The 20,973-nt window shown below is 69.3% G+C and carries 21 protein-coding genes; 12 read left to right on the top strand and 9 right to left on the bottom strand.

All coding sequences use genetic code 11. From position 1 onward, the window contains the following. Positions 1-3: 3 nt before the first annotated feature. On the bottom strand, positions 4-576 hold the full coding sequence (locus BJY20_RS01215; RefSeq protein ID WP_185989849.1) for a DUF3043 domain-containing protein: 573 nt from the start codon (positions 574-576) through the stop codon (positions 4-6). Between the two features lie 65 nt (positions 577-641). On the opposite strand from BJY20_RS01215, the gene BJY20_RS01210 reads away from it, so the two are divergent. Further along, positions 642-2,009 carry a M20/M25/M40 family metallo-hydrolase gene (locus tag BJY20_RS01210; RefSeq protein WP_185989848.1) on the top strand — a complete coding sequence of 456 codons (1,368 nt, stop codon included), beginning with the start codon at positions 642-644 and terminating at the stop codon, positions 2,007-2,009. A gap of 88 nt (positions 2,010-2,097) precedes the next feature. Beyond that, positions 2,098-2,595, top strand: coding sequence for an O-acetyl-ADP-ribose deacetylase (locus BJY20_RS01205; protein WP_185989847.1), 498 nt, complete (start codon positions 2,098-2,100; stop codon positions 2,593-2,595). Here the strand turns inward: BJY20_RS01205 and BJY20_RS01200 are convergent. After that, positions 2,571-3,581: a zinc-binding dehydrogenase gene (locus BJY20_RS01200; protein WP_185989846.1), complete on the bottom strand. Its 1,011-nt coding sequence runs from the start codon at positions 3,579-3,581 to the stop codon at positions 2,571-2,573. The genes BJY20_RS01205 and BJY20_RS01200 overlap by 25 nt on opposite strands. Before the next feature lie 85 nt (positions 3,582-3,666). On the opposite strand from BJY20_RS01200, the gene BJY20_RS01195 reads away from it, so the two are divergent. Both BJY20_RS01195 and BJY20_RS01190 read left to right on the top strand, forming a co-directional pair. Next, the gene (locus tag BJY20_RS01195; protein ID WP_185989845.1) at positions 3,667-4,704 is read left to right on the top strand and encodes a glutathione S-transferase family protein; all 1,038 of its coding nucleotides are present in this window, start codon (positions 3,667-3,669) and stop codon (positions 4,702-4,704) included. Between the two features lie 286 nt (positions 4,705-4,990). Beyond that, complete coding sequence (locus BJY20_RS01190) at positions 4,991-5,926, top strand: hypothetical protein (RefSeq protein ID WP_185989844.1); 936 nt, start codon at positions 4,991-4,993, stop codon at positions 5,924-5,926. A 119-nt stretch (positions 5,927-6,045) separates the two neighbouring features. Here BJY20_RS01190 and nadA read toward each other — a convergent pair whose 3' ends face one another. Beyond that, the gene (gene nadA, locus BJY20_RS01185) at positions 6,046-7,239 is read right to left on the bottom strand and encodes a quinolinate synthase NadA (RefSeq protein WP_185989843.1); all 1,194 of its coding nucleotides are present in this window, start codon (positions 7,237-7,239) and stop codon (positions 6,046-6,048) included. 40 nt (positions 7,240-7,279) lie between these two features. Between nadA and BJY20_RS01180 the strand changes: the two genes are divergently transcribed. Together BJY20_RS01180 and BJY20_RS01175 are read left to right on the top strand one after the other, a co-directional pair. Further along, a complete protein-coding gene (locus tag BJY20_RS01180) occupies positions 7,280-8,446 on the top strand; it encodes a glycerate kinase (RefSeq protein ID WP_185989842.1) in 1,167 nt (388 codons plus the stop codon). A 115-nt stretch (positions 8,447-8,561) separates the two neighbouring features. Further along, a complete protein-coding gene (locus BJY20_RS01175) occupies positions 8,562-8,927 on the top strand; it encodes a HesB/IscA family protein (RefSeq protein WP_185989841.1) in 366 nt (121 codons plus the stop codon). An 83-nt stretch (positions 8,928-9,010) separates the two neighbouring features. Here the strand turns inward: BJY20_RS01175 and BJY20_RS01170 are convergent, their stop codons facing one another. Together BJY20_RS01170 and BJY20_RS01165 are read right to left on the bottom strand one after the other, a co-directional pair. After that, positions 9,011-9,559, bottom strand: coding sequence for a hypothetical protein (locus tag BJY20_RS01170; RefSeq protein WP_185989840.1), 549 nt, complete (start codon positions 9,557-9,559; stop codon positions 9,011-9,013). Next, positions 9,556-9,900, bottom strand: a complete 345-nt coding sequence (locus tag BJY20_RS01165; protein ID WP_185989839.1) for a PadR family transcriptional regulator — start codon at positions 9,898-9,900, stop codon at positions 9,556-9,558. Before BJY20_RS01165 ends, BJY20_RS01170 begins: the two co-directional genes overlap by 4 nt. A 109-nt stretch (positions 9,901-10,009) precedes the next feature. Between BJY20_RS01165 and BJY20_RS01160 the strand changes: the two genes are divergently transcribed. Continuing rightward, positions 10,010-10,999 (top strand): PfkB family carbohydrate kinase, encoded by a 990-nt coding sequence (locus BJY20_RS01160; protein WP_185989838.1) that lies wholly within the window; start codon positions 10,010-10,012, stop codon positions 10,997-10,999. A 16-nt stretch (positions 11,000-11,015) separates the two neighbouring features. Further along, positions 11,016-11,744 (top strand): leucyl/phenylalanyl-tRNA--protein transferase, encoded by a 729-nt coding sequence (aat, locus tag BJY20_RS01155; protein WP_185989837.1) that lies wholly within the window; start codon positions 11,016-11,018, stop codon positions 11,742-11,744. Positions 11,745-11,823: 79 nt separating this feature from the next. On the opposite strand, the gene BJY20_RS01150 is transcribed toward aat, so the two are convergent. After that, a complete protein-coding gene (locus BJY20_RS01150; protein WP_343062732.1) occupies positions 11,824-13,017 on the bottom strand; it encodes a cysteine desulfurase family protein in 1,194 nt (397 codons plus the stop codon). Positions 13,018-13,119: 102 nt separating this feature from the next. On the opposite strand from BJY20_RS01150, the gene ctaC reads away from it, so the two are divergent. The 4 genes from ctaC to BJY20_RS01130 all read left to right on the top strand — a co-directional run bounded on the left by ctaC (position 13,120) and on the right by BJY20_RS01130 (position 17,482). Beyond that, complete coding sequence (ctaC, locus tag BJY20_RS01145) at positions 13,120-14,022, top strand: aa3-type cytochrome oxidase subunit II (protein WP_185989836.1); 903 nt, start codon at positions 13,120-13,122, stop codon at positions 14,020-14,022. Beyond that, the gene (gene ctaD, locus BJY20_RS01140) at positions 14,022-15,746 is read left to right on the top strand and encodes an aa3-type cytochrome oxidase subunit I (RefSeq protein ID WP_425484106.1); all 1,725 of its coding nucleotides are present in this window, start codon (positions 14,022-14,024) and stop codon (positions 15,744-15,746) included. Before ctaC ends, ctaD begins: the two co-directional genes overlap by 1 nt. Then, positions 15,743-16,144 (top strand): cytochrome c oxidase subunit 4, encoded by a 402-nt coding sequence (locus tag BJY20_RS01135; protein WP_185989835.1) that lies wholly within the window; start codon positions 15,743-15,745, stop codon positions 16,142-16,144. The genes ctaD and BJY20_RS01135 overlap by 4 nt, the downstream gene beginning before the upstream one ends. A gap of 129 nt (positions 16,145-16,273) precedes the next feature. Then, positions 16,274-17,482, top strand: a complete 1,209-nt coding sequence (locus BJY20_RS01130) for a L,D-transpeptidase (RefSeq protein ID WP_343062731.1) — start codon at positions 16,274-16,276, stop codon at positions 17,480-17,482. Between the two features lie 6 nt (positions 17,483-17,488). On the opposite strand, the gene BJY20_RS01125 is transcribed toward BJY20_RS01130, so the two are convergent. The 3 genes from BJY20_RS01125 to qcrB all read right to left on the bottom strand — a co-directional run bounded on the left by BJY20_RS01125 (position 17,489) and on the right by qcrB (position 20,971). Further along, positions 17,489-17,869 carry a metallopeptidase family protein gene (locus BJY20_RS01125; RefSeq protein WP_185989833.1) on the bottom strand — a complete coding sequence of 127 codons (381 nt, stop codon included), beginning with the start codon at positions 17,867-17,869 and terminating at the stop codon, positions 17,489-17,491. A 2-nt stretch (positions 17,870-17,871) separates the two neighbouring features. Further along, positions 17,872-19,137, bottom strand: coding sequence for a multidrug effflux MFS transporter (locus BJY20_RS01120; RefSeq protein WP_185989832.1), 1,266 nt, complete (start codon positions 19,135-19,137; stop codon positions 17,872-17,874). Between the two features lie 121 nt (positions 19,138-19,258). After that, positions 19,259-20,971, bottom strand: a complete 1,713-nt coding sequence (qcrB, locus tag BJY20_RS01115; RefSeq protein WP_185989831.1) for a cytochrome bc1 complex cytochrome b subunit — start codon at positions 20,969-20,971, stop codon at positions 19,259-19,261. Between the last annotated feature and the right edge of the window lie 2 nt (positions 20,972-20,973).

The raw sequence follows: 20,973 nt of genomic DNA, 5'->3' as shown, positions 1-20,973 counted from the left end.
CGATCAGACCTTGGCGCCCCGGTCGACCTTCGGCTTGGGCAGGCGGGTACGGCGCATCTGGAAGGCGCGCATCGCCTGGTACATCCCGACGCCGCGCAGCTCGGTGTCCTCACCGAAGCGCGCGAGGATCTTGGGCTTGGTGCGGCGCCACAGGAACCAGGCGTCGAGGATCGCGATGATGATCAGCACGTAGACGGCGAGGAAGACGAACGTCGCCCACGAGCCGGCGAAGAGGCTGAGGACGAGGACGGCGAGCATCAGCGGCAGCAGCAGCTCACCCAGGCTCCAGCGCGCGTCGACGATGTCGCGGGCGTAGCGACGGACCGGTCCCTTGTCGCGCGGGGGCAGGTGCCGGTCGTCGCCGGTGACCATCGCCTGGCGGACCTTCTGGCCCTGGGCGCGACGGGCCTCCCGGTCGGCGGCCTTCGCGGCCTTGCGGTCGTTCTGCACGAGGGGCCGCTTGCGGGCCGCCTCCTGGTCCTTGCGCTTGGGAGTCGGTCGGTTCTTCGCCCCCTCGCGGTGCTGCTGGTCCTGCTGAGGGGCGGTGGCCTTGTCATCCTTCTTGCGTCCGAACACGAGGTGCACTCTAGGCGTATGCCCTCCGGCAGTGGTTGTCGGCCGTACGCGATAGCGTCGGGGCCGTGACCGACACCACTCTCACCGCAGACCAGATCGAGACCGTGCGCGGCCGCGTCCGCGAGCTGATGCCGCAGGTGCGCGCCGACCTCGAGGACCTCACCCGGATCCCGAGCGTCAGCCTCGACTCCTTCGACCAGGCCAACGTGCAGGCCTCCGCCGAGCGCACCGCGCAGCTGCTGCGCGCGGAGGGCCTCGACGTGGAGATCGTGGAGGAAGGGGGGCGCCCGGCCGTCATCGGCCACGTCGACGGGCCGAAGGGAGCGCCGACCGTCCTGCTCTACGCGCACCACGACGTCCAGCCGCCCGGGGAGCGGGCGGACTGGGACACCGACCCCTTCGAGCCGACCGAGGTCGACGGACGCCTCTACGGCCGTGGTGCGGCCGACGACAAGGCCGGCGTCATGGCCCACATCGCCGCCCTGCGCGCCCACTCGGGTGAGTTGCCCGTGGGGGTGACGGTCTTCGTCGAGGGTGAGGAGGAGATCGCCAGCGAGTCGTTGCCGCGGATCCTGGCGCGCCACGGCGAGAAGCTGACCTCGGACGCGATCGTCCTCGCCGACTCGCTCAACTGGGCGATCGGGACGCCCGCACTGACGACCACCCTGCGCGGCTCCCTTCGCGCCGTCGTCACCGTGCGCACCCTCGACCACGGCGTGCACTCGGGGATGTTCGGCGGGGCCTGCCCGGACGCGATCACCACGCTGTGCCGCCTGATGGCCACGCTCCACGACGACCAGGGCGACGTCGCGATCGAGGGGCTCGTGCACACCGACGCCCCGGAGATCGAGTACGACGAGGCGCGCCTGCGTGAGGAGTCCGGCCTGCTGCCCGACACCGAGCTCATCGGCACCGGCTCGATCCCCTCCCGCCTGTGGACCAAGCCCGCTGCGGTCGTCATCGGCATCGACGCCCCTGCGGTCGACGAGGCCGGCAACGTCCTGGCTGCCAGCGCCAGCGCCAAGATCAACCTGCGCCTCAACCCGAGCCAGGACCCGCTTCAGGCGTGGGCCGCGCTGCAGACGCACCTGGCCGACTACGCCCCGTGGGGCGCGACCGTCGAGGTCGAGCTCGACGAGCAGGGCTGGGGCTTCGCCGCCGACGCGAACGGTCCGGTCTACGACCAGGCCCGCGCCGCTTTCGCCGACGCGTGGGGCACAGACCCCGTCGACGTCGGCATCGGCGGATCGATCCCCTTCGTCCAGGCCTTCGCGGAGAAGTTCCCCGACGCGGCCATCCTCGTCACCGGGGTCGAGGACCCCGACACCCGCGCCCACGGCGCCAACGAGTCGCTGCACCTGGGCGAGTTCGAGAAGGTGTGCGTCGCCGAGGCGCTGCTGCTCGCGCGCCTGGGCGCGATGCCGCGGAGCTGAGCCGAGGGCGGCGTCAACGGGTGGACGGCCCCTGACCCACCCCCTTCACGCCCTTGAGCGCAGATGCGGACCGCGGGAGACTGGATCGATGGTCATGCCCACTGCCGTCCGGGGAGACATCACCACCCAGCAGGTCGACGCCATCGTCAACGCCGCCAACAGCGCCATGCGTGGGGGTGGGGGAGTGGACGGCGCGATCCACCGCGCCGGCGGGCCGGCCGTGCTCCGGGACTGCATCGATCGATTCCCTGACGGGCTGCCGACCGGGGAGGCCGGGTGGACGACCGGCGGGGACCTCCCTTCGCGCTGGGTCATCCACACCGTCGGCCCGAACCACCGTGCCGGGCAGACCGACCGGTCACTGCTGACCTCGTGCTACCGACGCTCGCTCGAGGTCGCCGACGAGCTCGGGGCGCGCAGCATCGCCTTCCCCTTGATCAGTGCCGGGATCTACGGCTGGCCCAAGGACGACGCGATCGCCGCAGCGGTCGAGACGATCTCGGGTGCGCGGACCGCGGTTCAGGACGTGCGCATCGTGGCCTTCGACGAGGGGACGTTCGATCAGGTCTCGCGTCGACTTGCCTGAGGGCGGGCAGCGGGCATCCGGATCACGACCGAGCCCACCTTGCGGCCGGAGTCGACGTAGGCGTAGGCGTCACGGAGCTCGTCGAAGTCGTAGGTGCGATCGACCACGGGACGAAGTGCGCCGCTGTCCATGAGCTGGCCCACGTGCGCCGCCAGGGTGGCGTTCGCACGCGGGAGAGGGAACCGGACATGACGGTGCCCCAGCGCCCTTGCAACCGGGCCGACCGCGGCGAGCGCGAGGTTGACGCCCATGGGCCCCAGGTCCGAGGAGGCGAAGGTGCCGCCGGGTCGGATCAACCGCCGGGCGGTCTCAAAGGACAGGTGCCCGGTCGCGCTGACGGCGGCGTCGAAGCCGCGCCCCGCCGACTGCAGATCGTCCCGGTCCAGGGCGACCACCTGCGAGGCGCCGAGGTCGGTCAGCAGTCCGAGGTCGGGTGGCGGGCGATCACACACGGCCACCACCTCGACGCCCTCGGCGTGCAGGAGCTGGACGAGCGCTACGCCGATGGCCCCGGTGGCCCCGTGGACCAGGGCGCGGTCACCTCGGGCGACCCGCGTCACCCGCAGGCAGGCGTGCGAGTAGAGGGCGCCCTCCATGATGGGCGCGGCCTCCGCCAAGTCCCACGTCGCCGGTACCCGGGTGATCAGACCGTCCGCCGCGACCGCGACCAGCTCGGCGTGCGCTCCGGGGCGACCATCGACGAAGCCGCACACCCGGTCACCGGGAGTGAAGGAGTCGACGTCCTCCCCGACGCCGACCACGACCCCCGCGTACTCCGAGCCCAGGACCAGCACCCGTGGCCGTGGCCATCCACACACCAGTCGGTTCACCCATGGTCGTCCCGACCGGTAGGCGCAGTCCGTGCGGTTGACGGTGGTGGCGTGCACGCGCACGAGGATCTCGCCACGGCGTGGCTGCGGGTCCGGGACATCGTCGAAGGTGATGACGTCCGGAGCGCCGTATCGTCGCCGAATGGCTGCACGCACACTCCCATGGTGTTCCCCCTGCCACGTGGCGCACCAGACCGCGGCAGGGTGGATTGCAGTATAAAGTTCAACTACTGTGCTGGTCATGACGCAAGGCACGTACGTGGACAAGGAATTCCAGCGCGACACGACCTACATCGAGGACCGGATCACCTCCGACGGCACCGGCGAGTGGCCCGTCGAGCCGGGGCGGTACCGCCTCGTGGTCTCCCGGGCATGCCCGTGGGCCAACCGCACGATCATCGTCCGGCGTCTGCTCGGTCTCGAGGACGTCATCTCCATGGGCGTCACCGGGCCGACCCACGACGCCGACAGCTGGACCTTCGACCTGGACGAGGGGCACCTCGATCCGGTCCTGGGCATCCCGCGGATCAAGGACGCCTACCTCGCGCGTTTCCCCGACTACTCCAGGGGGATCACCGTCCCGGCGCTCGTCGACGTGCCCTCCGGCGAGGTCGTGACCAACAACTTCCCGCAGATCACCCTCGACCTCTCGACGCAGTGGCGCGAGTACCAGCGCGAGGGTGCACCGGACCTGTGGCCCGAGGATCTGCGCGAGGAGATGGAGGCAGTCAACGAGCGCGTGTACACCGAGATCAACAACGGCGTGTACCGCTGCGGCTTCTCCGGCGACCAGGCGGCCTACGAGGCCGCTTACGACCGGCTCTGGACGGCCATGGACTGGCTCGAGGAGCGCCTGTCCACCCGGCGCTACCTGATGGGCGACCACATCACCGAGGCCGACGTGCGCCTGTTCACCACGCTCGCGCGCTTCGACGCGGTCTACCACGGGCACTTCAAGGTCAACCGCTCCAAGCTGAGCGAGATGCCGGTGCTGTGGGCCTACGCCCGTGACCTCTTCACCACGCCCGGCTTCGGCGACACCACCGACTTCACCCACATCAAGAGCCACTACTACGAGGTCCACCTGGACATCAATCCCACCGGGATCGTCCCCGCCGGGCCCGACTACTCGAACTGGCTCGAGCCGCACGGCCGCGAGCGCCTGGGCGGATCCCCCTTCGGCAATGGCACCGCGCCCGGTGCGCCGAGCGAGGGCGAGCGCGTGCCCGCCGAGCACAACCCGCTGCTCGACGAGAGCGGAATGGTCCGCACGCGCTGACCGTGAGGTGCACGCGGACGGGGCGGGCGCCGCCCCTGCTGGGTGGAGGTGAACGCGCCGACGACTCACGGGCGAGTCGGCATCCAACCGCGAGGCCCATCTCCTGGTGGAGGTGAACGCGCGGGTCTGTCGCCGGCGAGTCCCCTTCCCCCGAGGGGGGCGAAGGGGGGGAGACCGTTCGGTTGTCGTCCACACGCGCATCCCCACCCTCGGTGCCGGGGATGTCCGTGTCCACAGCCTGGCGCGGTCCCTTTCGTCGGCTCGGTCCCGTCGGTGGGATGGGGCGATGGACAGGCGAATACTGGGAATCCACGACCGAGCCGCGGCCGCAGCGGTCGCCTACGGGGGCGTCATCAGCCGCCGACGGCTCCGCGATCTCGGTATCGACCGCAACGAGGTGCGTCTGCAGCTGCGCCAGCGCCGATGGGTCGCCCACGGTCGTTGGACCATCGCCACCCACACCGGCGAGCTGGGCGAGCTGGCCCGACGGTGGCGTGCGGTGTGGGAGGTCGGCCAGCGCATCGCCGCGCTCGACGGGCCGACAGCCCTGCAGCATGCGGGTCTCCGGAGGTGGAGTGACGATGCCATCCACGTGTCGGTCCCGCACACCGCGCGGATCCACCGGGTCGAGGGCGTTGTCGTGCACAAGGTCCGTTCGCGTCCGATCGAGACTCTCGGGCCCGGCGAGCTCCCGGCCGTTCGCCCCGCCCCGGCCGCGGTCCGTGCAGCCCACTGGGCCGTCTCCGATCGGCAGGCGGCCCTCGTCATGGTCATGCCGGTGCAGCAGAGACTGTGCACCGGGTCAGCGATCCTCAAGGCGGCGGAGCTGGTGCGCGGCCGGACCCGTCGAGCCTTCGTCGCTCGGGTGGCAGCGGACATCGCCCTCGGTGCCCAAGCGGTCGGGGAGCTCGACTTCGCGGAGCTGTGCCGACGGTACGGACTGCCGGAGCCCAGCCGTCAGGTGGTCCGACAAGGTCGGCGCGGGCGCGTGTACCTCGATGTGCGGTGGCCCTGCGGCCTCGTCGTGGAGATCGACGGCGCGGGACACCGGTGGGGACTGTCGGTCATGGACGACAACCTCCGGCAGAACGCAGTGGCCCTCGGCGGGGACACCGTCCTGCGCATCGACCTATTCGGGCTGCGGATCGCAGAGGAGCAGTTCATGACGCAGGCCGTGACCGCTCATGCTCGGCTGACCGTGGGCGCCCAGCCCGTCGGTTGACCTCGAACTCGCCGGCGTTTCCTCCGCGCGTTTACCTCCACCGGTGATTGGGCGGCGCCGAGTGGACGCAGACTCGCCGGGGAATCGTCGGCGGGGACACCTCCACCGAGTGAGGGGGCTCAGGGCAGGGCGAGCATCCGGTCCAGCGCCGTGCGGGCCTGATCGGCGACGTTCTCGTCGACGACGATCGGGTTGACCACGCGGCCCTCGACGAGTGACTCGAGCGCCCACACGAGGTGCGGCAGGTCGATCCGGTTCATCGTCGAGCAGTAGCAGACGTTCTTCTCCAGGAAGCTGATCTGCTGCTCCGGGTGCTCCTTCGCCAGACGCTGCACGAGGTTGAGCTCGGTGCCGATGACCCACTTCGTCCCCGCAGGGGCGGACGAGACGGCCGTGATGATCTTCTCCGTGGAGCCGACCTCGTCCGCGAGCTCGACGACCTCGTTGCGGCACTCCGGATGGACGATCACCTTCACGCCGGGGATCTCCCGTCGCGACGTCTCGACTGCCTCGGGGGTGAAGCGTCCGTGGACCGAGCAGTGGCCGCGCCACAGGATCATCCGCGCGTCCCTGATCTCCTCGAGAGTCAGGCCACCCATCGGCTGGTGCGGGTTCCACACGACGCAGTCGTCGAGGTCGCGACCGAGGTCCCGGGCCCACGTGTTGCGGCCGAGGTGCTGGTCCGGCAGGAAGAGGACCTTGCCCTCGCCCTCGACGCCGCCGACCTCGTCGAAGGCCCACGTCAGGGCGCGCTCGGCGTTGGAACTGGTGCACACGGTGCCGCCGTTGCGGCCGGTGAAGGCCTTGATGGCCGCGGAGGAGTTCATGTACGTCACCGGGACAGTCGACTCCGCCACGCCGGCCTCGACGAGGTCGTCCCAGCAGTCCTCGACCTGGTGCAGGGCGGCCATGTCGGCCATGGAGCAGCCCGCTGCCAGGTCGGGCAGCACCACCGTCTGCTCGTCGCTGGTGAGGATGTCGGCGGACTCGGCCATGAAGTGCACGCCGCAGAAGACGATGTACGGCGCGTCCGGCCGAGCGGCTGCCTCCTTGGCCAGCTTGAAGGAGTCACCGGTGGTGTCCGTGAACTCGATGACCTCGTCACGCTGGTAGTGGTGCCCGAGGACGAAGACGCGGTCGCCCAGCGCCTCCTTGGCCGCGCGAGCACGCGCGACCAGGTCGGGGTCGGAGGGCTCCGGCAGGTCACCGGGGCACTCGACACCTCGCTCGGAGTGCGGGTCGCTGCCCTGGCCGAGGACGAGCAGCGACAGGGGTGCCGGTCGGGTCTGGGTCGTCTCGCTCACGTCAGGCATGCTGCCACAGCGTCGTCGGCACGCTCGGTAGAGTCCATGCGTGCACGTGCTCATCGCGCCGGACGGCTTCACCGGCACCCTCACAGCGACCCAGGCGGCCCAGGCGATCGCGGCCGGGTGGCGCCGCAACGCACCCGACGACCTGCTGACCCTCGTCCCGCTCAGCGACGGTGGCCCCGGATTCCTCGACGTGATCACCGCGTCGTGCCCCGGCCAGTCCTCGATCGTGACCGTGACCGGGCCCCGCGGCGGGTCCGTCCCCGCCGCCGTACACGTCACCGTGGACGAAGGGGGCCGTCGCACCGCATGGGTGGAGTCGGCCCAGGCCATCGGCGTACATCTGCTGGATGCGTCCGAGCGCGACCCCGGCGTCACCTCTACCTGGGGTCTGGGTGAGCTGCTGGCAGCGGTCCTCGAGCAGGACGTGCAGCGGATCGTCGTCGGTCTCGGCGGGTCCGGGACCAACGACGGCGGTGCCGGGATGCTCGCCGCCCTGGGCGCAGGGCCGCGTGACGTCCTCGGTGGTGGGGGAGCAGGGCTGATCGCCACCCGTGGGGGGGACCTCACCGGGCTGGCGGCCACCCGCGAGCGCTTCGCGGGGGTGGAGATCATCGCTGCGACGGACGTGGCGTCGCCGCTGCTCGGCCTGAAGGGAGCCAGTGCCGTCTTCGCCGAGCGCAAGGGCGCCACGCCCGAGCAGTCACAGCTCCTCGAGGGCTCCCTGGGCCACTTCGTCGACCAGGTCCGTCGGGTCCTGCCCGCTGGCTCCGACCTGCTCACGGGGCAGGAGCGCAGACTCGACCGCGAGCCGGGCGCGGGTGCGGCCGGCGGCGTCGGCTATGGGCTGATGCTGCTGGGCGCCCACCGCACCAGTGGCGTCGGGACCGTCCTGGAGGCCGTGGGGCTGGCTCCCCTCCTGGCCGCTGCGGACGTCGTCATCACCGGGGAGGGCTGCCTGGACCACCAGAGCATGGTGGACACGGTCGTCGCCGGTGTCGCGGAGCTCGCGGCGACGTACGCGACACCCGTCGTGGCACTGGCCGGGCGGGTGGTCATCGGCCGGCGCGAGGCAATGTCCCTGGGACTGAGCGGCAGCTACGCGGTGGCCGAGCGGTACGGGGACGTCGAGCGGTCGATGGCCGACCCGGTCGGCACCCTCAGCGACCGCGCCGCACGGGTCGCCACGACGTGGTCACCCCGCCGTTGACACCCACACAACTGGCGTATGGTGAGCACACGGGAACAACCGGCGTCACCGTCGCGTTTGCCCCGATGTGGCGGGACACCGCCACTGCCACACCCCCGAGCCACGAGGACATCGCATGAGCGTCCAGGACACTTCTTCCGACGTTGCCACCGACAGCCACGAGGTCATCCTCACCGATGTCGCTGCGGGCAAGGTCAAGTCGCTGCTCGAGCAGGAGGGGCGTGACGACCTCCGACTGCGCATCGGCGTCCAGCCCGGCGGCTGCTCCGGGCTGATCTACCAGCTCTACTTCGACGAGCGCTCCCTCGATGGTGACCTCGTCAAGGACTTCGACGGTGTCGCGGTCGTCGTCGACCGGATGAGCGCCCCGTACCTCACCGGCGCCACGATCGACTTCGCCGACACGATCGAGAAGCAGGGCTTCACGATCGACAACCCGAACGCCGGCAGTTCCTGCGCCTGCGGCGACAGCTTCGGCTGAGCCGATCCGGCAGCCGATGGGCCCCTCGACCGCACCCGCGGTGAGGGGCCCATCGTCGTCCCGGAGCGGCCGTGAGGCGCAGGTCAGACCCGCCCGGCCGTCACCGGCGCCGACCGGCGACGGCGGCGACGCAGGCGCCACGGCTGGGAGACGAGCAGGAAGGCCAGCAGCGGCAGGCCGAGGACGTAGTACTGGACGTTCCGCGCACCGGCTGCGATGCCGCCGTGGCCCGGCTCGACCCGGGCGGAGTACTCGACGCCGAACCACGGGAAGACGGCACCGCGGACGGTCTCCCCGGTGACTTCGGCGGCCTCGACGCCCGCCGTGAACGTCGTGGCCGTGTACATCATCGCGAAGACGACGAGCCCGAAGACGAATGTGGCAGCGAGGGCGCCGCGTGCCCACAAGGGGCGTGACGGGTCGTTCTGTGTCGCGGCGTGGGCCAGCTCCTTCGGTGAGCCGATCCCGAACAGCGCCCGGGTCATGCCGACGTCGGCACTCGCCTCGGCGAGGTTGGAGCGCAGCTCGCGCCGCAGCTCCTTGCGGCGCCGTCGCGCGACGCCGCGCATCTCGAGCCAGAAGTCGTAGCGCTGGACGGCGTTCTCGGTGCGGATCCACTGGGTCAGCGTCATGATGGTCCCCCTGGAGCGGTGGTGGTGGCGGTCGCCGTCCGGACGGCACGCTGCAGGTGCTCCCAGGCCGAACGGCGGCCATCGAGGTCGTCCCGGCCAGCGGCGGTGATCCGGTAGTACTTGCGGGCCGGTCCGGAGTGGCTAGGGCGGAGGTAGGACTCGAGGAAGCCGGCCTGCTCGAGCCGGGTCAACCGTGGGTAGACCGTTCCCTCCGCGAGGTCGTCGAAGCCTGCGCCGCGCAACCTCACGACGAGTCCGTATCCGTAGTCGTCGTCGGCAGCGAGGGCGCTGAGCAGCAGCAACCCGAGTACCCCCTTGAGCATCTGCGGGTCGTGGGTCATGAGTACAGGCTCTATCCCAGTACTAAACAAAGTCAAGTACTCTGATTCGCGTAGATGCCGGGGGTGTGCGGCTCTGTCGGCTCGCCCCGGTCTCTGTAGGGTTGCGGGCGTGCCCATCGCCATCGCCGGATCCATCGCCACCGACCACCTGATGTCCTTCTCGGGTCGCTTCGCCGACTCGCTGGTCGTCGACCAGCTGGACAAGATCTCCGTGAGCTTCCTGGCCCACAAGCTGGAGATCCGGCGCGGGGGAGTCGCAGCGAACATCGCCTTCGGTATGGGCAACCTCGGTCAGCGGCCGGTGCTCGTCGGTTCCGTCGGTCAGGACTTCGCCGACTACCGCAGCTGGTTGGAGCGCCACGGCGTCGACTGTGATTCGGTCAGGACCTCCGAGACCCAGCACACCGCGCGCTTCGTGTGTACGACCGACGACGACATGGCCCAGATCGCGACCTTCTACGCCGGTGCGATGAGCGAGGCACGCGAGATCGAGCTCGCCCCGATCGCGGAGCGCGTCGGCGGCCTCGACCTCGTCCTCGTCGGCCCGGACGACCCGGACGCCATGCGTCGCCACACCCAGGAGTGCCGCGACCGGGGGATCCCCTTCGTGGCCGACCCGAGTCAGCAGCTGGCCTTCGGTGGGGGCGACCTCATCCGGGACCTCATCGATGGCGCCGAGTACCTCATCACCAACGAGTACGAGAGTCACCTGACCGCGCAGAAGACGGGCTGGAGCCAGGACGAGATCGACTCGCGGGTCGGCTACCGCGTGACGACCCTCGGCAAGGACGGGGTGCGCATCACGGGTAAGGACCTCGACGAGCCCATCCACGTCGCGGCCGCCCGCGAGGTCACCAAGGCCGACCCGACCGGAGTCGGCGATGCCTTCCGGGCCGGCTTCCTCACCGGCATCGCTGAGGGCCTGCCTCTGCGCGAGTCGGCAGAGCTGGGTTCGATGCTCGCCACCTACGTCATCGAGACGGTGGGCACCCAGGAGTACGAGGTGGGCACCGCCCGCTTCCTGGAGCGACTCACCCAGGCCTACGGAGCCGAGAGCGCCGGGCTCATCGCCGACCACATCCACTGCCGGCGTCCCTGACGGAACCGCGACCGGGATGACCGCCCCCTTCCCCCCGATCGAGCCCCCCGGCGGAGCCACCCTGTGGGCGAACTACCTGCGCGCCGGGATCGGTGCCGCGGATGCCGGCCAGGGGGACGCGGGCGAGGTCGTGGGCGTCGGCGGACGACTCGACCCGCTCTCCGTGCTCACCGCCTACCGCCTCGGCGTCTTCCCGATGGGTCTGGGCGACAGGGGCGGCCCCCCGATGGGGTGGTGGTGCCCCCGGTGGCGTGGTGTCCTCGTCCCCGGGCAGGCGCATGTCTCACGCTCCCTGCGGCGGTCGTTGCGCGGGTTCAGTGTGACGGTGGACCAGAGCTTCCGCGAAGTCGTTGCCGCCTGCGCCGATCCCGACCGGGACGGCGCGTGGATCAGCGATGCCGTCGCCGAGGTCTACGCGGACCTGCACGAGCTCGGCTGGGCCCACAGCATCGAGGTTCGCGACGACACCGGTGCGCTCGTCGGTGGCCTCTACGGTCTGGCCGTGGGTGGCCTCTTCGCGGGGGAGTCGATGTTCCACCACGCGACGGATGCCTCCAAGGCCGCTCTGGTGCACCTCGACCGGATCATCGCTGCCGCCGGTGACCAGCGTCGGATCATCGACGTGCAGTGGCGCACCCGGCACCTGGGGACGCTGGGGATCCAGGAGATCCACCGTCGCGAGTACCTGATGCGGCTGCCGGGAGCACTGCAGGCCCCGGCGATCGACTTCGGTCGGGTCGGGTAGGGACCGCCCCCTTCGAGGCTCCGCCGTCGCACCGCCCACGCGGAGCGTGGGACCCAAGGACACCGCCTTCACCACGGTCCTACAGGTCGGTGATCCCCAGGCGCCCGCGCGCCTCGCGCACGACTCCCGGGAGGACTGCGCACAGTCGCTCGACGTCGTCCTCGCGACCGGGGGAGACGGCCGCGAGGGGGAGGGTGATGCGCACGTTGCCCTGGGTGAGGGCGCCCATCGCCGCGAGCACATGGCTGGGTTCCACCGTGTCGGACGTGCACGCGGACCCGGAGGCGACGGCGAGCCCGTGCCGGGCCAGCTCGTCGACGATGGTCTCGCCATCGACGTAGAGCACCGAGAAGGTGCACACGTGCGCCAGCCGGTCCAGTGGGTCGCCGACGACGTCCACCGCCGTCACGTCACCTGCCGCGGTCCGGATCCGGTCGATCAGCTCGCCGGCCCGCCGGGACTCCTCCACCCGGTCGGCCGAGACGTGCTGCCACGACTCCGCCGCCGCGAGCGCCGTGGGCACGTCCACCGGGTCCAGCGCGAAGCCCCTCTCGTGGGGGCTCGGCGGGGCGTGGGGCGAGAAGCGGGTTCCGGTGCGCACGACCAGCACGCCCAGCCGGGGCCCGCCCCATGAGGTGGCGTCCGCCACGAGGACGTCGAAGTCCCTCGGCACCGCGTCCCGGCCCAGGCAGGCACGGGCATCGACGAGAAGGGGGACGCCCTTCGGGGACGCGCTCGATCGGGCCGCGGCCAGGGGCTGGCGGGTCCCGACCTCCTGGTTGGCGGCCTGCAGGACGGCGAAGGGGGTCTCCTCGGTGATCGCGACACGCCAGGCCGGCAGATCGAGCGCGCCGGTGGGGGAGACGGCCACCTCGACGGGCTCCACGGCGCCCGCACGCAGCCACCGCAAGAGGCTGGAGTGCTCGACGCAGGAGGCCACGGGAGGCCCGGTGCGGCGTCGTCGCCCTCTGGCCAGCCCTTCGAGCGCAGTACGGGCCGCTTGGTCACCACTGGCGTGCAGCGTGACCTCGTCCGGTCGCACGCCCAGACCCTCGGCGATGACGGCCCGGGCGCGGTCGAGCAGGGTGGCGCTGTGACGCCCGGCAGCGTGTCGCGCGGTGGGGTCGGCCCAGGCCAGGCCGCACGCGGCGCGCCAGGCCTGCAGGGCGGACGGGTGGACCGGACCGGGGGAGGCGTCGAGCAGTCCCGCAACCCCCTCCGCGAGAGCGGTTGAGCGGGTGTCCGGTGGGGTCGAATCCATCTGTGGCGCCACGCATGCAGGCTAGTGCCACCCTTCGTCGATGGGGCCACCCTCCTGCGGTAATGTGAGCACCGTCTTCTGAAAACTTCGGCCAGTAGTAGGTGCCCCTTGCCTGTGTCTTCGAGCACAACGTCTCCGCGCATACGTCGCGGGATCGGTGCGATCGGACTCGTCGCCGCCTTGTCGGTCGTCTCGGCCTGCAGCGCGGTCGGCGTCCACACCGACCCCAAGAACGGGTACCTGCCCGAGGGAGTCACCGAGGAGTCCGTGCTCGTCGAGAACCTGTGGATCTGGTCGTGGGTCGCGGCCCTCGCCGTGGGTGTGCTCGTCTGGGGCCTGATCCTGTGGTGCATCGTGGCCTACCGCAAGCGCAAGGACGACGACGGCTCGCTGCCGGTGCAGCTGCAGTACAACGTGCCACTGGAAATCCTCTACACCGTCGTGCCGATGTTCATGGTGGGCGCGCTCTTCTTCTACACCGAGCAGGCGCAGTCACAGCTGATCGACGTCTCGCAGGAGCCCGACGTCACGGTCAACGTCGTGGCCAAGCAGTGGAGCTGGGACTTCAACTACGTCGAAGCGGATGTCCACGAGGCCGGGCACATGGCCCCCCTGGACGGCGAGCCCGGCCACGAGAAGAACCTGCCGACCCTGTACCTGCCGAAGGGCGAGCGGGTCGAGTTCATCCTCACCTCGCGTGACGTCATCCACTCCTTCTGGGTCCCGGCGTTCCTGGAGAAGATGGATGTCAACCCGGGCATCGTCAACCGCTTCCAGGTGGTCCCGTCGCAGACGGGGACCTTCCAGGGCAAGTGCGCGGAGTTGTGCGGCGCCTACCACTCCCAGATGCTCTTCAACGTCAAGATCGTCGAGCCGGCCGAGTACAAGGCGCACATGCAGGAGCTCCGGGACAAGGGCCAGACCGGGCTGCTGGGCAACGACCTCAGCCGTGAGGACATCATCCAGCGGGATCGTGACCTCGTGCCCGATCTCACCGACGACGAGGAGACGAACTGATGTCGACGATGTCCGGTGCCCTGAGCCGGAACACCAGTGAGGCAGAGGTCTCGGAGAAGACCCTCGTTCGGCGGGAGAAGGCGGGAAGCCTGTTCTTCCGCATGATCACCTCGACGGACCACAAGGTCATCGGCAACCTCTACATGGTGACCAGCTTCGTGTGGTTCCTGCTCGGTGGCCTGATGGCGCTGGTCATCCGGCTCGAGCTGTGGGCCCCGGGTCTGCAGGTGGTGGACAACCCCGAGCAGTTCAACGAGATGTTCACGATGCACGGCACGATCATGTTGCTGCTGTTCGCGACCCCGGCCTTCGCCGGCTTCGCAAACGCGCTGATGCCGCTGCAGATCGGGGCGCCGGACGTCTCCTTCCCGCGGCTGAACATGTTCGCCTACTGGCTCTACCTCTTCGGCGGCATCATCGCCGCGGCCGGTCTGCTCACCCCCGGTGGCGCAGCGGCCTTCGGCTGGACGGCCTATGCCCCGCTGTCCGACCCGACGTACAGCCCCGGCGTGGGCGGTGACCTGTGGGTCTGGGGTCTGGCCCTGGCCGGTTTCGGCACCATCCTGGGTGCGGTCAACTTCATCACCACGGTCATCTGCATGCGGGCCCCCGGCATGACGATGTTCCGGATGCCGGTCTTCACCTGGACCGTCCTGATCACCTCGGTGCTGATCCTGATGGCCTTCCCGGTCCTGGCGGCCGCGCTGATCGGCCTGGGTGTCGACCGCCGCTTCGGCGGGGAGATCTTCGCTGCCGACAGTGGTGGTGCCCTGCTGTGGCAGCACCTCTTCTGGTTCTTCGGCCACCCCGAGGTCTACATCCTGGCGCTGCCGTTCTTCGGCGTGATCTCCGAGATCCTCCCGGTCTTCTCCCGCAAACCGATCTTCGGGTACAAGACGCTCGTCTTCGCCACCATCGCCATCGCGGCCCTGTCGGTCTCCGTGTGGGCCCACCACATGTACGGCACCGGTCAGGTCTTCCTGCCCTTCTTCGCGGTCATGACGATGGCGATCTCCGTCCCGACGGGCGTGAAGTTCTTCAACTGGGTCGGCACGATGTGGGGCGGCAAGCTGTCCTTCGACACACCGCTGATCTGGGCCCTGGGCTTCTTGTCGACGTTCCTCTTCGGTGGTCTGACGGGCATCATCATGGCCAGCCCGGCGATGGACTTCCACATCACCGACACGTACTTCATCGTCGCCCACTTCCACTACGTGCTCTTCGGCACGATCGTCTTCTCCTTCTTCGGCGGAATGTACTTCTGGTGGCCGAAGTGGACCGGCAAGCTGCTCAACGAGTTCCTGGGCAAGGTCCACTTCTGGCTGCTGTTCGTCGGTTTCCACATGACCTTCCTCATCCAGCACTGGTTGGGTGTGGAGGGGATGCCGCGTCGCTATGCGGACTACATGCCGGAGGACAACTTCCAGCTGGCGAACCAGATCTCCACGGTCGGCTCGCTCATCCTGGCGGTCAGCTTCCTGCCCTTCTTCTACAACGTGTGGAAGACCCACGTGAGCGCACCGATGGTCGGGGTCGACGACCCGTGGGGCTACGGGGGGAGCCTGGAGTGGGCGACCTCCTGCCCGCCGCCGCGGCACAACTTCACGTCGATCCCGCCGATCCGCTCCGAGCGTCCGACCTTCGACATGAACCACCCCGAGTACGCACCCAAGGCGCTGCAGGCACGATCCGCCGTCACCGCAAAGGAAGAGGTCACCCGATGAAGACCGAGATCGGATTCTTTGCCGGCATCGGCGTCTTCTTCGTCGCGGTCGGGATGCTCTACGGCTTCTGGAGTGACTGGGTCGAGCCGGTGGGCTGGGTGGCGCTGAACCTCTGCGGCGGTCTGGGCTTCATGATCGCCTTCTTCCTCTGGGCGGTCGGCCGCAAGCTGCCGGCCCGTCCCGAGGACGACGAGCACGGGGAGATCGAGGAGCAGGAGGGCGCCTACGGTGCCTTCTCCCCGTACTCCTGGTGGCCGCTGTGGCTGGCGCTCTCCGGCACGCTGATTTTCCTCGGCGTCGCGGTGGCTTACTGGATCGCTGCGTTCGGTCTGATCATGGGGGTCTGGGCCGTGTGCGGTTGGACCTTCGAGTACTTCAAGGGAGAGTTCGCCCACTGAGCAGGGCGTACACTCTCGGAGGGGCCTGCGGCGTGGACAGGGCCGGGGCTCCTCCGACGTCTTGACGGGGTGCGTCGCCGCTGCAGCGCGGCGTGGCCACCACTTGTTTCCATGGGGGTACGCGAATTGGTGAAGGGACCAACACCCGCAGCCACGGTCCTGGGCCTGCTCGTGACGGCCGCACTCATCCTGGCGGGGTGCTCGAGCAACTCTGGCCCAACGGATCCGGACCCCTCCTCCGAGGCGTCGACGTCGACGTCGACGTCGACGGCGCCTCCTCAGGCCGAGATCACGGTCGACCCGGCGGGGGGCACCGACGAGGTCATGCCCGACGACACGATCACCGTGCAGGCCGTGCGCGGAGAGATCGACGACGTCACGGTCGTCGGGGCCGGCGGGGATGAGATCGACGGAGCGGTCGAGGGACAGACGTGGACCTCCAGTGCCCGGATGAAGCCGTCGACGAAGTACACGGTCACGACCACCGCTCAGGGCCCCGAAGGCGGTACCACGACCGACAAGAGCACCTTCACCACGCATGACCCGGAGGTGACCGCCACCTACGGGATCGTCTACAGCGGCCGGACCGTCGGCGTCGGGATGCCGGTGAGCATCCAGTTCGACTCCGCCGTCACCGACGAGAAGTACCGTCGGGCCATCGAGCGGGCTGTCTCGGTCGAGACCACGCCGCAGACCGAGGGGTCGTGGGGCTGGCTGGACAACCGGCAGCTGATGTGGCGACCCAAGGACTTCTGGACGCCGGGCACGACCGTGACGATCGATGCCCCGATCACCGGCTACCAGACCGGTGAGGACAAGTGGGTTGCCCAGGGCGCCAGCGGTTCGATGACGATCGGTCGCCGCCAGATGGCCACGGTCGACATCAACGCCCACGAGATGACCGTCTCGCAGGACGGTCAGACGCTCAAGACCTTCCCCGTCAGCAGTGGCAAGCCGGGTCGGGAGACCGAGACCCGGTCTGGGATGAAGGTCGTGATCGGCAAGCAGCGCGAGATGACGATGGACTCCTCGACGATCGGGGTCGACAAGGGCGAGAAGGGCTACTACAAGGTCGACACCGACTACAACGTGCGGGTGACCTGGACCGGGGAGTTCGTCCACTCCGCGCCGTGGTCCGTGGGTGCGCAGGGCAGCACCAACGTCTCCCACGGGTGCGTGAACATGGCCCCCCAGAACGCCAAGTGGTTCTACAAGCACTCCTTGGTCGGGGACCCGGTGAACTTCACTGGCTCGGACCGCGAGTTCCTGCCCACCGAGGGGATCGGTGTCTGGCAGTTCTCGTGGGCGCAGTGGCAGAAGCAGAGCGCACTGGCCTGACGACCGTCAGGCCCAGCCCAGGTCGTGAAGGCGTTGCTCGTCGATGCCGACGTGGTGACCTGCCTCGTGGACGATCGTGATGGTGATCTCCTCACGCAGCTCGTCGATGTCGGCACACATGCGGGACAGGGGTCCGCGGAAGAGCACGATGCGGTCCGGGAGGGCGCCGGCGGTCCAGCCACTGTCCCGGTCGGTCAGGGGCGTGCCGACGTAGATCCCGAGGAGCTCGGCGTTCTCCTCGACGGACATGGCTGGCTCGGCGTACTCGGGACCCGGCTCGTCCTCGACGAAGAAGGCCACGTTGTCGAGCATGCCGAGCAGGCCCGACGGGACCTCGTCGAGGGCATCACGGACCGCCGACTCGAAGTCCTCTTCACTGATCTGCATCGTCAGGACACCTCCGGCTGACAAGTATGGGTGCGGGACTCTCTGCGCACTCCGGCACGATGGAGATGGAACAAGGCGATGCCCAGCACCAGCAGCGTCAGGCTCGTCGCCGCCAGACGGCCGAGCGATGTCGCTGCGACGGGGGCGATGACGCTGGCAAGCACGGCATTGAGGATGAGCACGGCGAAGGTGGAGACCGAGGCGGCCGTCCCGCGCGCATGTGGGACCGCGTCCAGCAGGGTCAGCTGGTAGATCGGCAGCGCGATACCCGTCCCGAAGGCGATGGCCGTGGGGCCCACGACTGCCCAGGGCAAGGTGGCCGCCCCCGGACCGAAGGCGAAGAGCATGCCGACCACGGCACCGGTGATGGCGACGCACTGACCGCCCGTGATGAGCACGTGCCCACTGACACGCCCGGCCAGTCGGGCATTGGTGAAGGATCCGAGCACCATCCCGCCGACCATCGGGACGAAGAAGACCCAGAAGTCCTGTGGCCCCTTGCCCAGGAGCGAAACCACGAATATCGGTGCCGCTGCGATGTAGAGGAACTGCCCGGCGAAGGAGAATGCCTGGGCAGCGGCGAGGACCTGGAAACTGCGTACACGGCTGACGTCGGCGACGCTGGCGAGGATGGAGCGCACCCGCAGGGGAGTGCGGTTCTCGGGCGGGTGGCTCTCGGGCAGGAGGGCGAGCACTGCGATCGCGATGGCGGCGCCGAAGAGGGTGAGGAACCAGAAGATCAGTGGCCACGGTCCCAGGAGCAACAACCAGCCACCCATGATCGGGGCGATTGCCGGGCCGAGGGCGAAGATCATGGCGACTATGCTCATCAGCTGCTGGGCCCGCGCTCCTTCGAACAGGTCCCGGACCACAGTGCGGGAGACGATCGTCCCCGCACCGGCGGACATGCCCTGCAGGACCCGAAAGACCAGGAGTAGCTCCAGCGAGTTCGAGAGGGCACATCCGATCGACGCGAGCGCGTAGATCGCGGCGCCGGTGACCATGACCGGCTTGCGCCCCACTGCGTCGCTGATCGGACCGTGGAAGAGGCACATGGCGGCGAACGAGGCCAAGTAGGCGCTCACGACGAGCTGCATCGCCGCGTCGGAGACCTGGAACTGCTCGCCCATGGCAGCGAACGCGGGGAAGGGCGTGTCGATGGAGAAGGGGCCGAACATGCCGAGCAGCGCCAGCAGGACCGTCGTCATGGCCAGAGAGGCAGGACGAACCGTCTCGGCCGGGCGTCGGGAGGCGAGCGGAGGCGTCATTCTCGGAACATCTTCGCACCGTCGCCCGGGGGGAGAGTCGGGTGGGTCGACTCGGTGTCGAGCACGACGAGGCGGGCCCCGAAGGAGTCCTCCGGGGCCCGCCTCGATCGGCTGACCGGGGTCAGTGGGTGGAGACCTTCTCGTCCTCGCCCGCCTCGATCTGCTCGTGGCCGTGCTCGTGGTGCGCGGCCTCGAGCTCTGCCGGGGTGGGCGGCTCGACGCTTCCACCGAAGTAGAAGTCGTGCAGCTTGGCACGCAGCTTGTTCTTGCGTGCGCCCTTTCTGTTCTCGACGCCGTTCTCGTCGACGGCTGGCTCGAGCTCCAGCGGGGGAGCACCCTCGTGCTGGACCATCGTCCAGCGCGTGTACGGGTCGAGCGGCTCGTGGACCTCGTGGAATTCGCCGTCGGCGCTCCGCTCGATCCGACCCGTCTCCCGTCCGTGGAGGACCGTGTCCCGCTCGTGCCGTTGCATGCTCAGGCAGAGGCGGCGGGTCGCCCAGAAGGCGATGACCGGGCCGACGAAGGTCAGCACGCGCAGCGTCCAGGTGATGTCGTTGATCGACATCCCGAACTTGATCGCCATGATGTCGTTGCTCGCGGCGAACATCAGTACGCCGTAGAGCGTCAGCGCTGCCATGCCCAGACCGGTACGGGTGGGGGCGTTCCGCGGGCGGTCGAGCAGGTGGTGCTCACGCTTGTCACCGGTGACCCAGGCCTCGATGAACGGGTAGGCGATCATGCCGCCGTAGAAGGCCGGGATGACCAGCAGGGCACCGATGATGACCGGGAAGGCCCACGTGAACCCGAAGGTCTCGAACTCGAGGAAGCCCGGCAGCAGACGCAGGGCACCGTCGGGGAAGCCCATGTACCAGTCAGGCTGGGCGCCGGCGGTCGTGGCGTTGGGCACGTACGGACCGTGGACCCAGACCGCGTTGATCTGGATCAGCGAGGACATCAGCGCGATGCCACCGAAGACGATGAAGAAGAACCCACCGGCCTTGGCCGCGTACACCGGCATGACGGGGAAGCCGACGACGTTGTCGTTCGTCTTGCCCGGGCCGGGGTACTGCGTGTGCTTCTGCAGCGCCACGAGGACGATGTGCACCGTGAACAGACCGATGAGAAGGGCCGGCAGCAGCAGGATGTGGATGGAGTACAGCCGCGGGATGATGTCCAGGCCCGGGAAGGTGCCGCCGAACAACGCGTAGCTGAGGTAGCTGCCGATGACGGGCGCGGCCACCATGAAGCCCTGCGCGGCGCGCAGGCCCGTACCGGAGAGCAGGTCGTCCGGGAGGGAGTAGCCGGCGAAGCCCTCCACGAGAGCCAGCAGGGACAGCACGCAGCCGATGACCCAGTTGAGCTCACGCGGCTTGCGGAAGGCACCGGTGAAGAACACGCGGAGCATGTGCACCGACAGCGCGACGATGAACAGCAGCGCCGACCAGTGATGGATCTGGCGGATGAGCAGACCGCCCTTGACGTCGAACGAGATGTTCAGCGTCGAGGCGTAGGCCCGCGACATCTCCACGCCCTGCATCGGGACGTAGCTGCCCTCGTAGGTGGTGTGGACCATCGATGGGTCGAACCAGAAGGTCAGGAAGACCCCGGTGAGCATGCACACGATCATCGAGTACATGGCGATCTCGCCGAGCATGAAGGACCAGTGGTCCGGGAAGACCTTCTTCATCAGGTAGCCGACGCCCTTGGCGGCGCCGGTCCGGTCATCAATCCACCCGGCGACGCCGCCGACCTTCTTCATGCCGGCAGAGGTGGGCGCCGTGGCCGGTGCGTCATCCGCACGCAGGCCGTCAGCGGGACGAGCAGTGCTGGTCATGA

Source organism: Janibacter cremeus, assembly GCF_013409205.1.
GTDB lineage: Bacteria > Actinomycetota > Actinomycetes > Actinomycetales > Dermatophilaceae > Janibacter > Janibacter cremeus.
The sequence above is the reverse complement of the archived record's forward strand: the minus strand, read 5'-3'. Positions and strand labels throughout refer to the sequence as shown.

Coding starts and splice junctions, on each gene's coding strand:
- BJY20_RS01205 (WP_185989847.1), top strand. CDS start 2,098: ATGGTCATGCCCACTGCCGTCCGGGGAGACATCACCACCCAGCAGGTC.
- BJY20_RS01195 (WP_185989845.1), top strand. CDS start 3,667: ATGACGCAAGGCACGTACGTGGACAAGGAATTCCAGCGCGACACGACC.
- BJY20_RS01190 (WP_185989844.1), top strand. CDS start 4,991: ATGGACAGGCGAATACTGGGAATCCACGACCGAGCCGCGGCCGCAGCG.
- nadA (WP_185989843.1), bottom strand. CDS start 7,239: ATGCCTGACGTGAGCGAGACGACCCAGACCCGACCGGCACCCCTGTCG.
- BJY20_RS01175 (WP_185989841.1), top strand. CDS start 8,562: ATGAGCGTCCAGGACACTTCTTCCGACGTTGCCACCGACAGCCACGAG.
- BJY20_RS01170 (WP_185989840.1), bottom strand. CDS start 9,559: ATGACGCTGACCCAGTGGATCCGCACCGAGAACGCCGTCCAGCGCTAC.
- BJY20_RS01165 (WP_185989839.1), bottom strand. CDS start 9,900: ATGACCCACGACCCGCAGATGCTCAAGGGGGTACTCGGGTTGCTGCTG.
- aat (WP_185989837.1), top strand. CDS start 11,016: ATGACCGCCCCCTTCCCCCCGATCGAGCCCCCCGGCGGAGCCACCCTG.
- ctaD (WP_425484106.1), top strand. CDS start 14,022: ATGTCGACGATGTCCGGTGCCCTGAGCCGGAACACCAGTGAGGCAGAG.
- BJY20_RS01135 (WP_185989835.1), top strand. CDS start 15,743: ATGAAGACCGAGATCGGATTCTTTGCCGGCATCGGCGTCTTCTTCGTC.
- BJY20_RS01125 (WP_185989833.1), bottom strand. CDS start 17,869: ATGCAGATCAGTGAAGAGGACTTCGAGTCGGCGGTCCGTGATGCCCTC.
- BJY20_RS01120 (WP_185989832.1), bottom strand. CDS start 19,137: ATGACGCCTCCGCTCGCCTCCCGACGCCCGGCCGAGACGGTTCGTCCT.
- qcrB (WP_185989831.1), bottom strand. CDS start 20,971: ATGACCAGCACTGCTCGTCCCGCTGACGGCCTGCGTGCGGATGACGCA.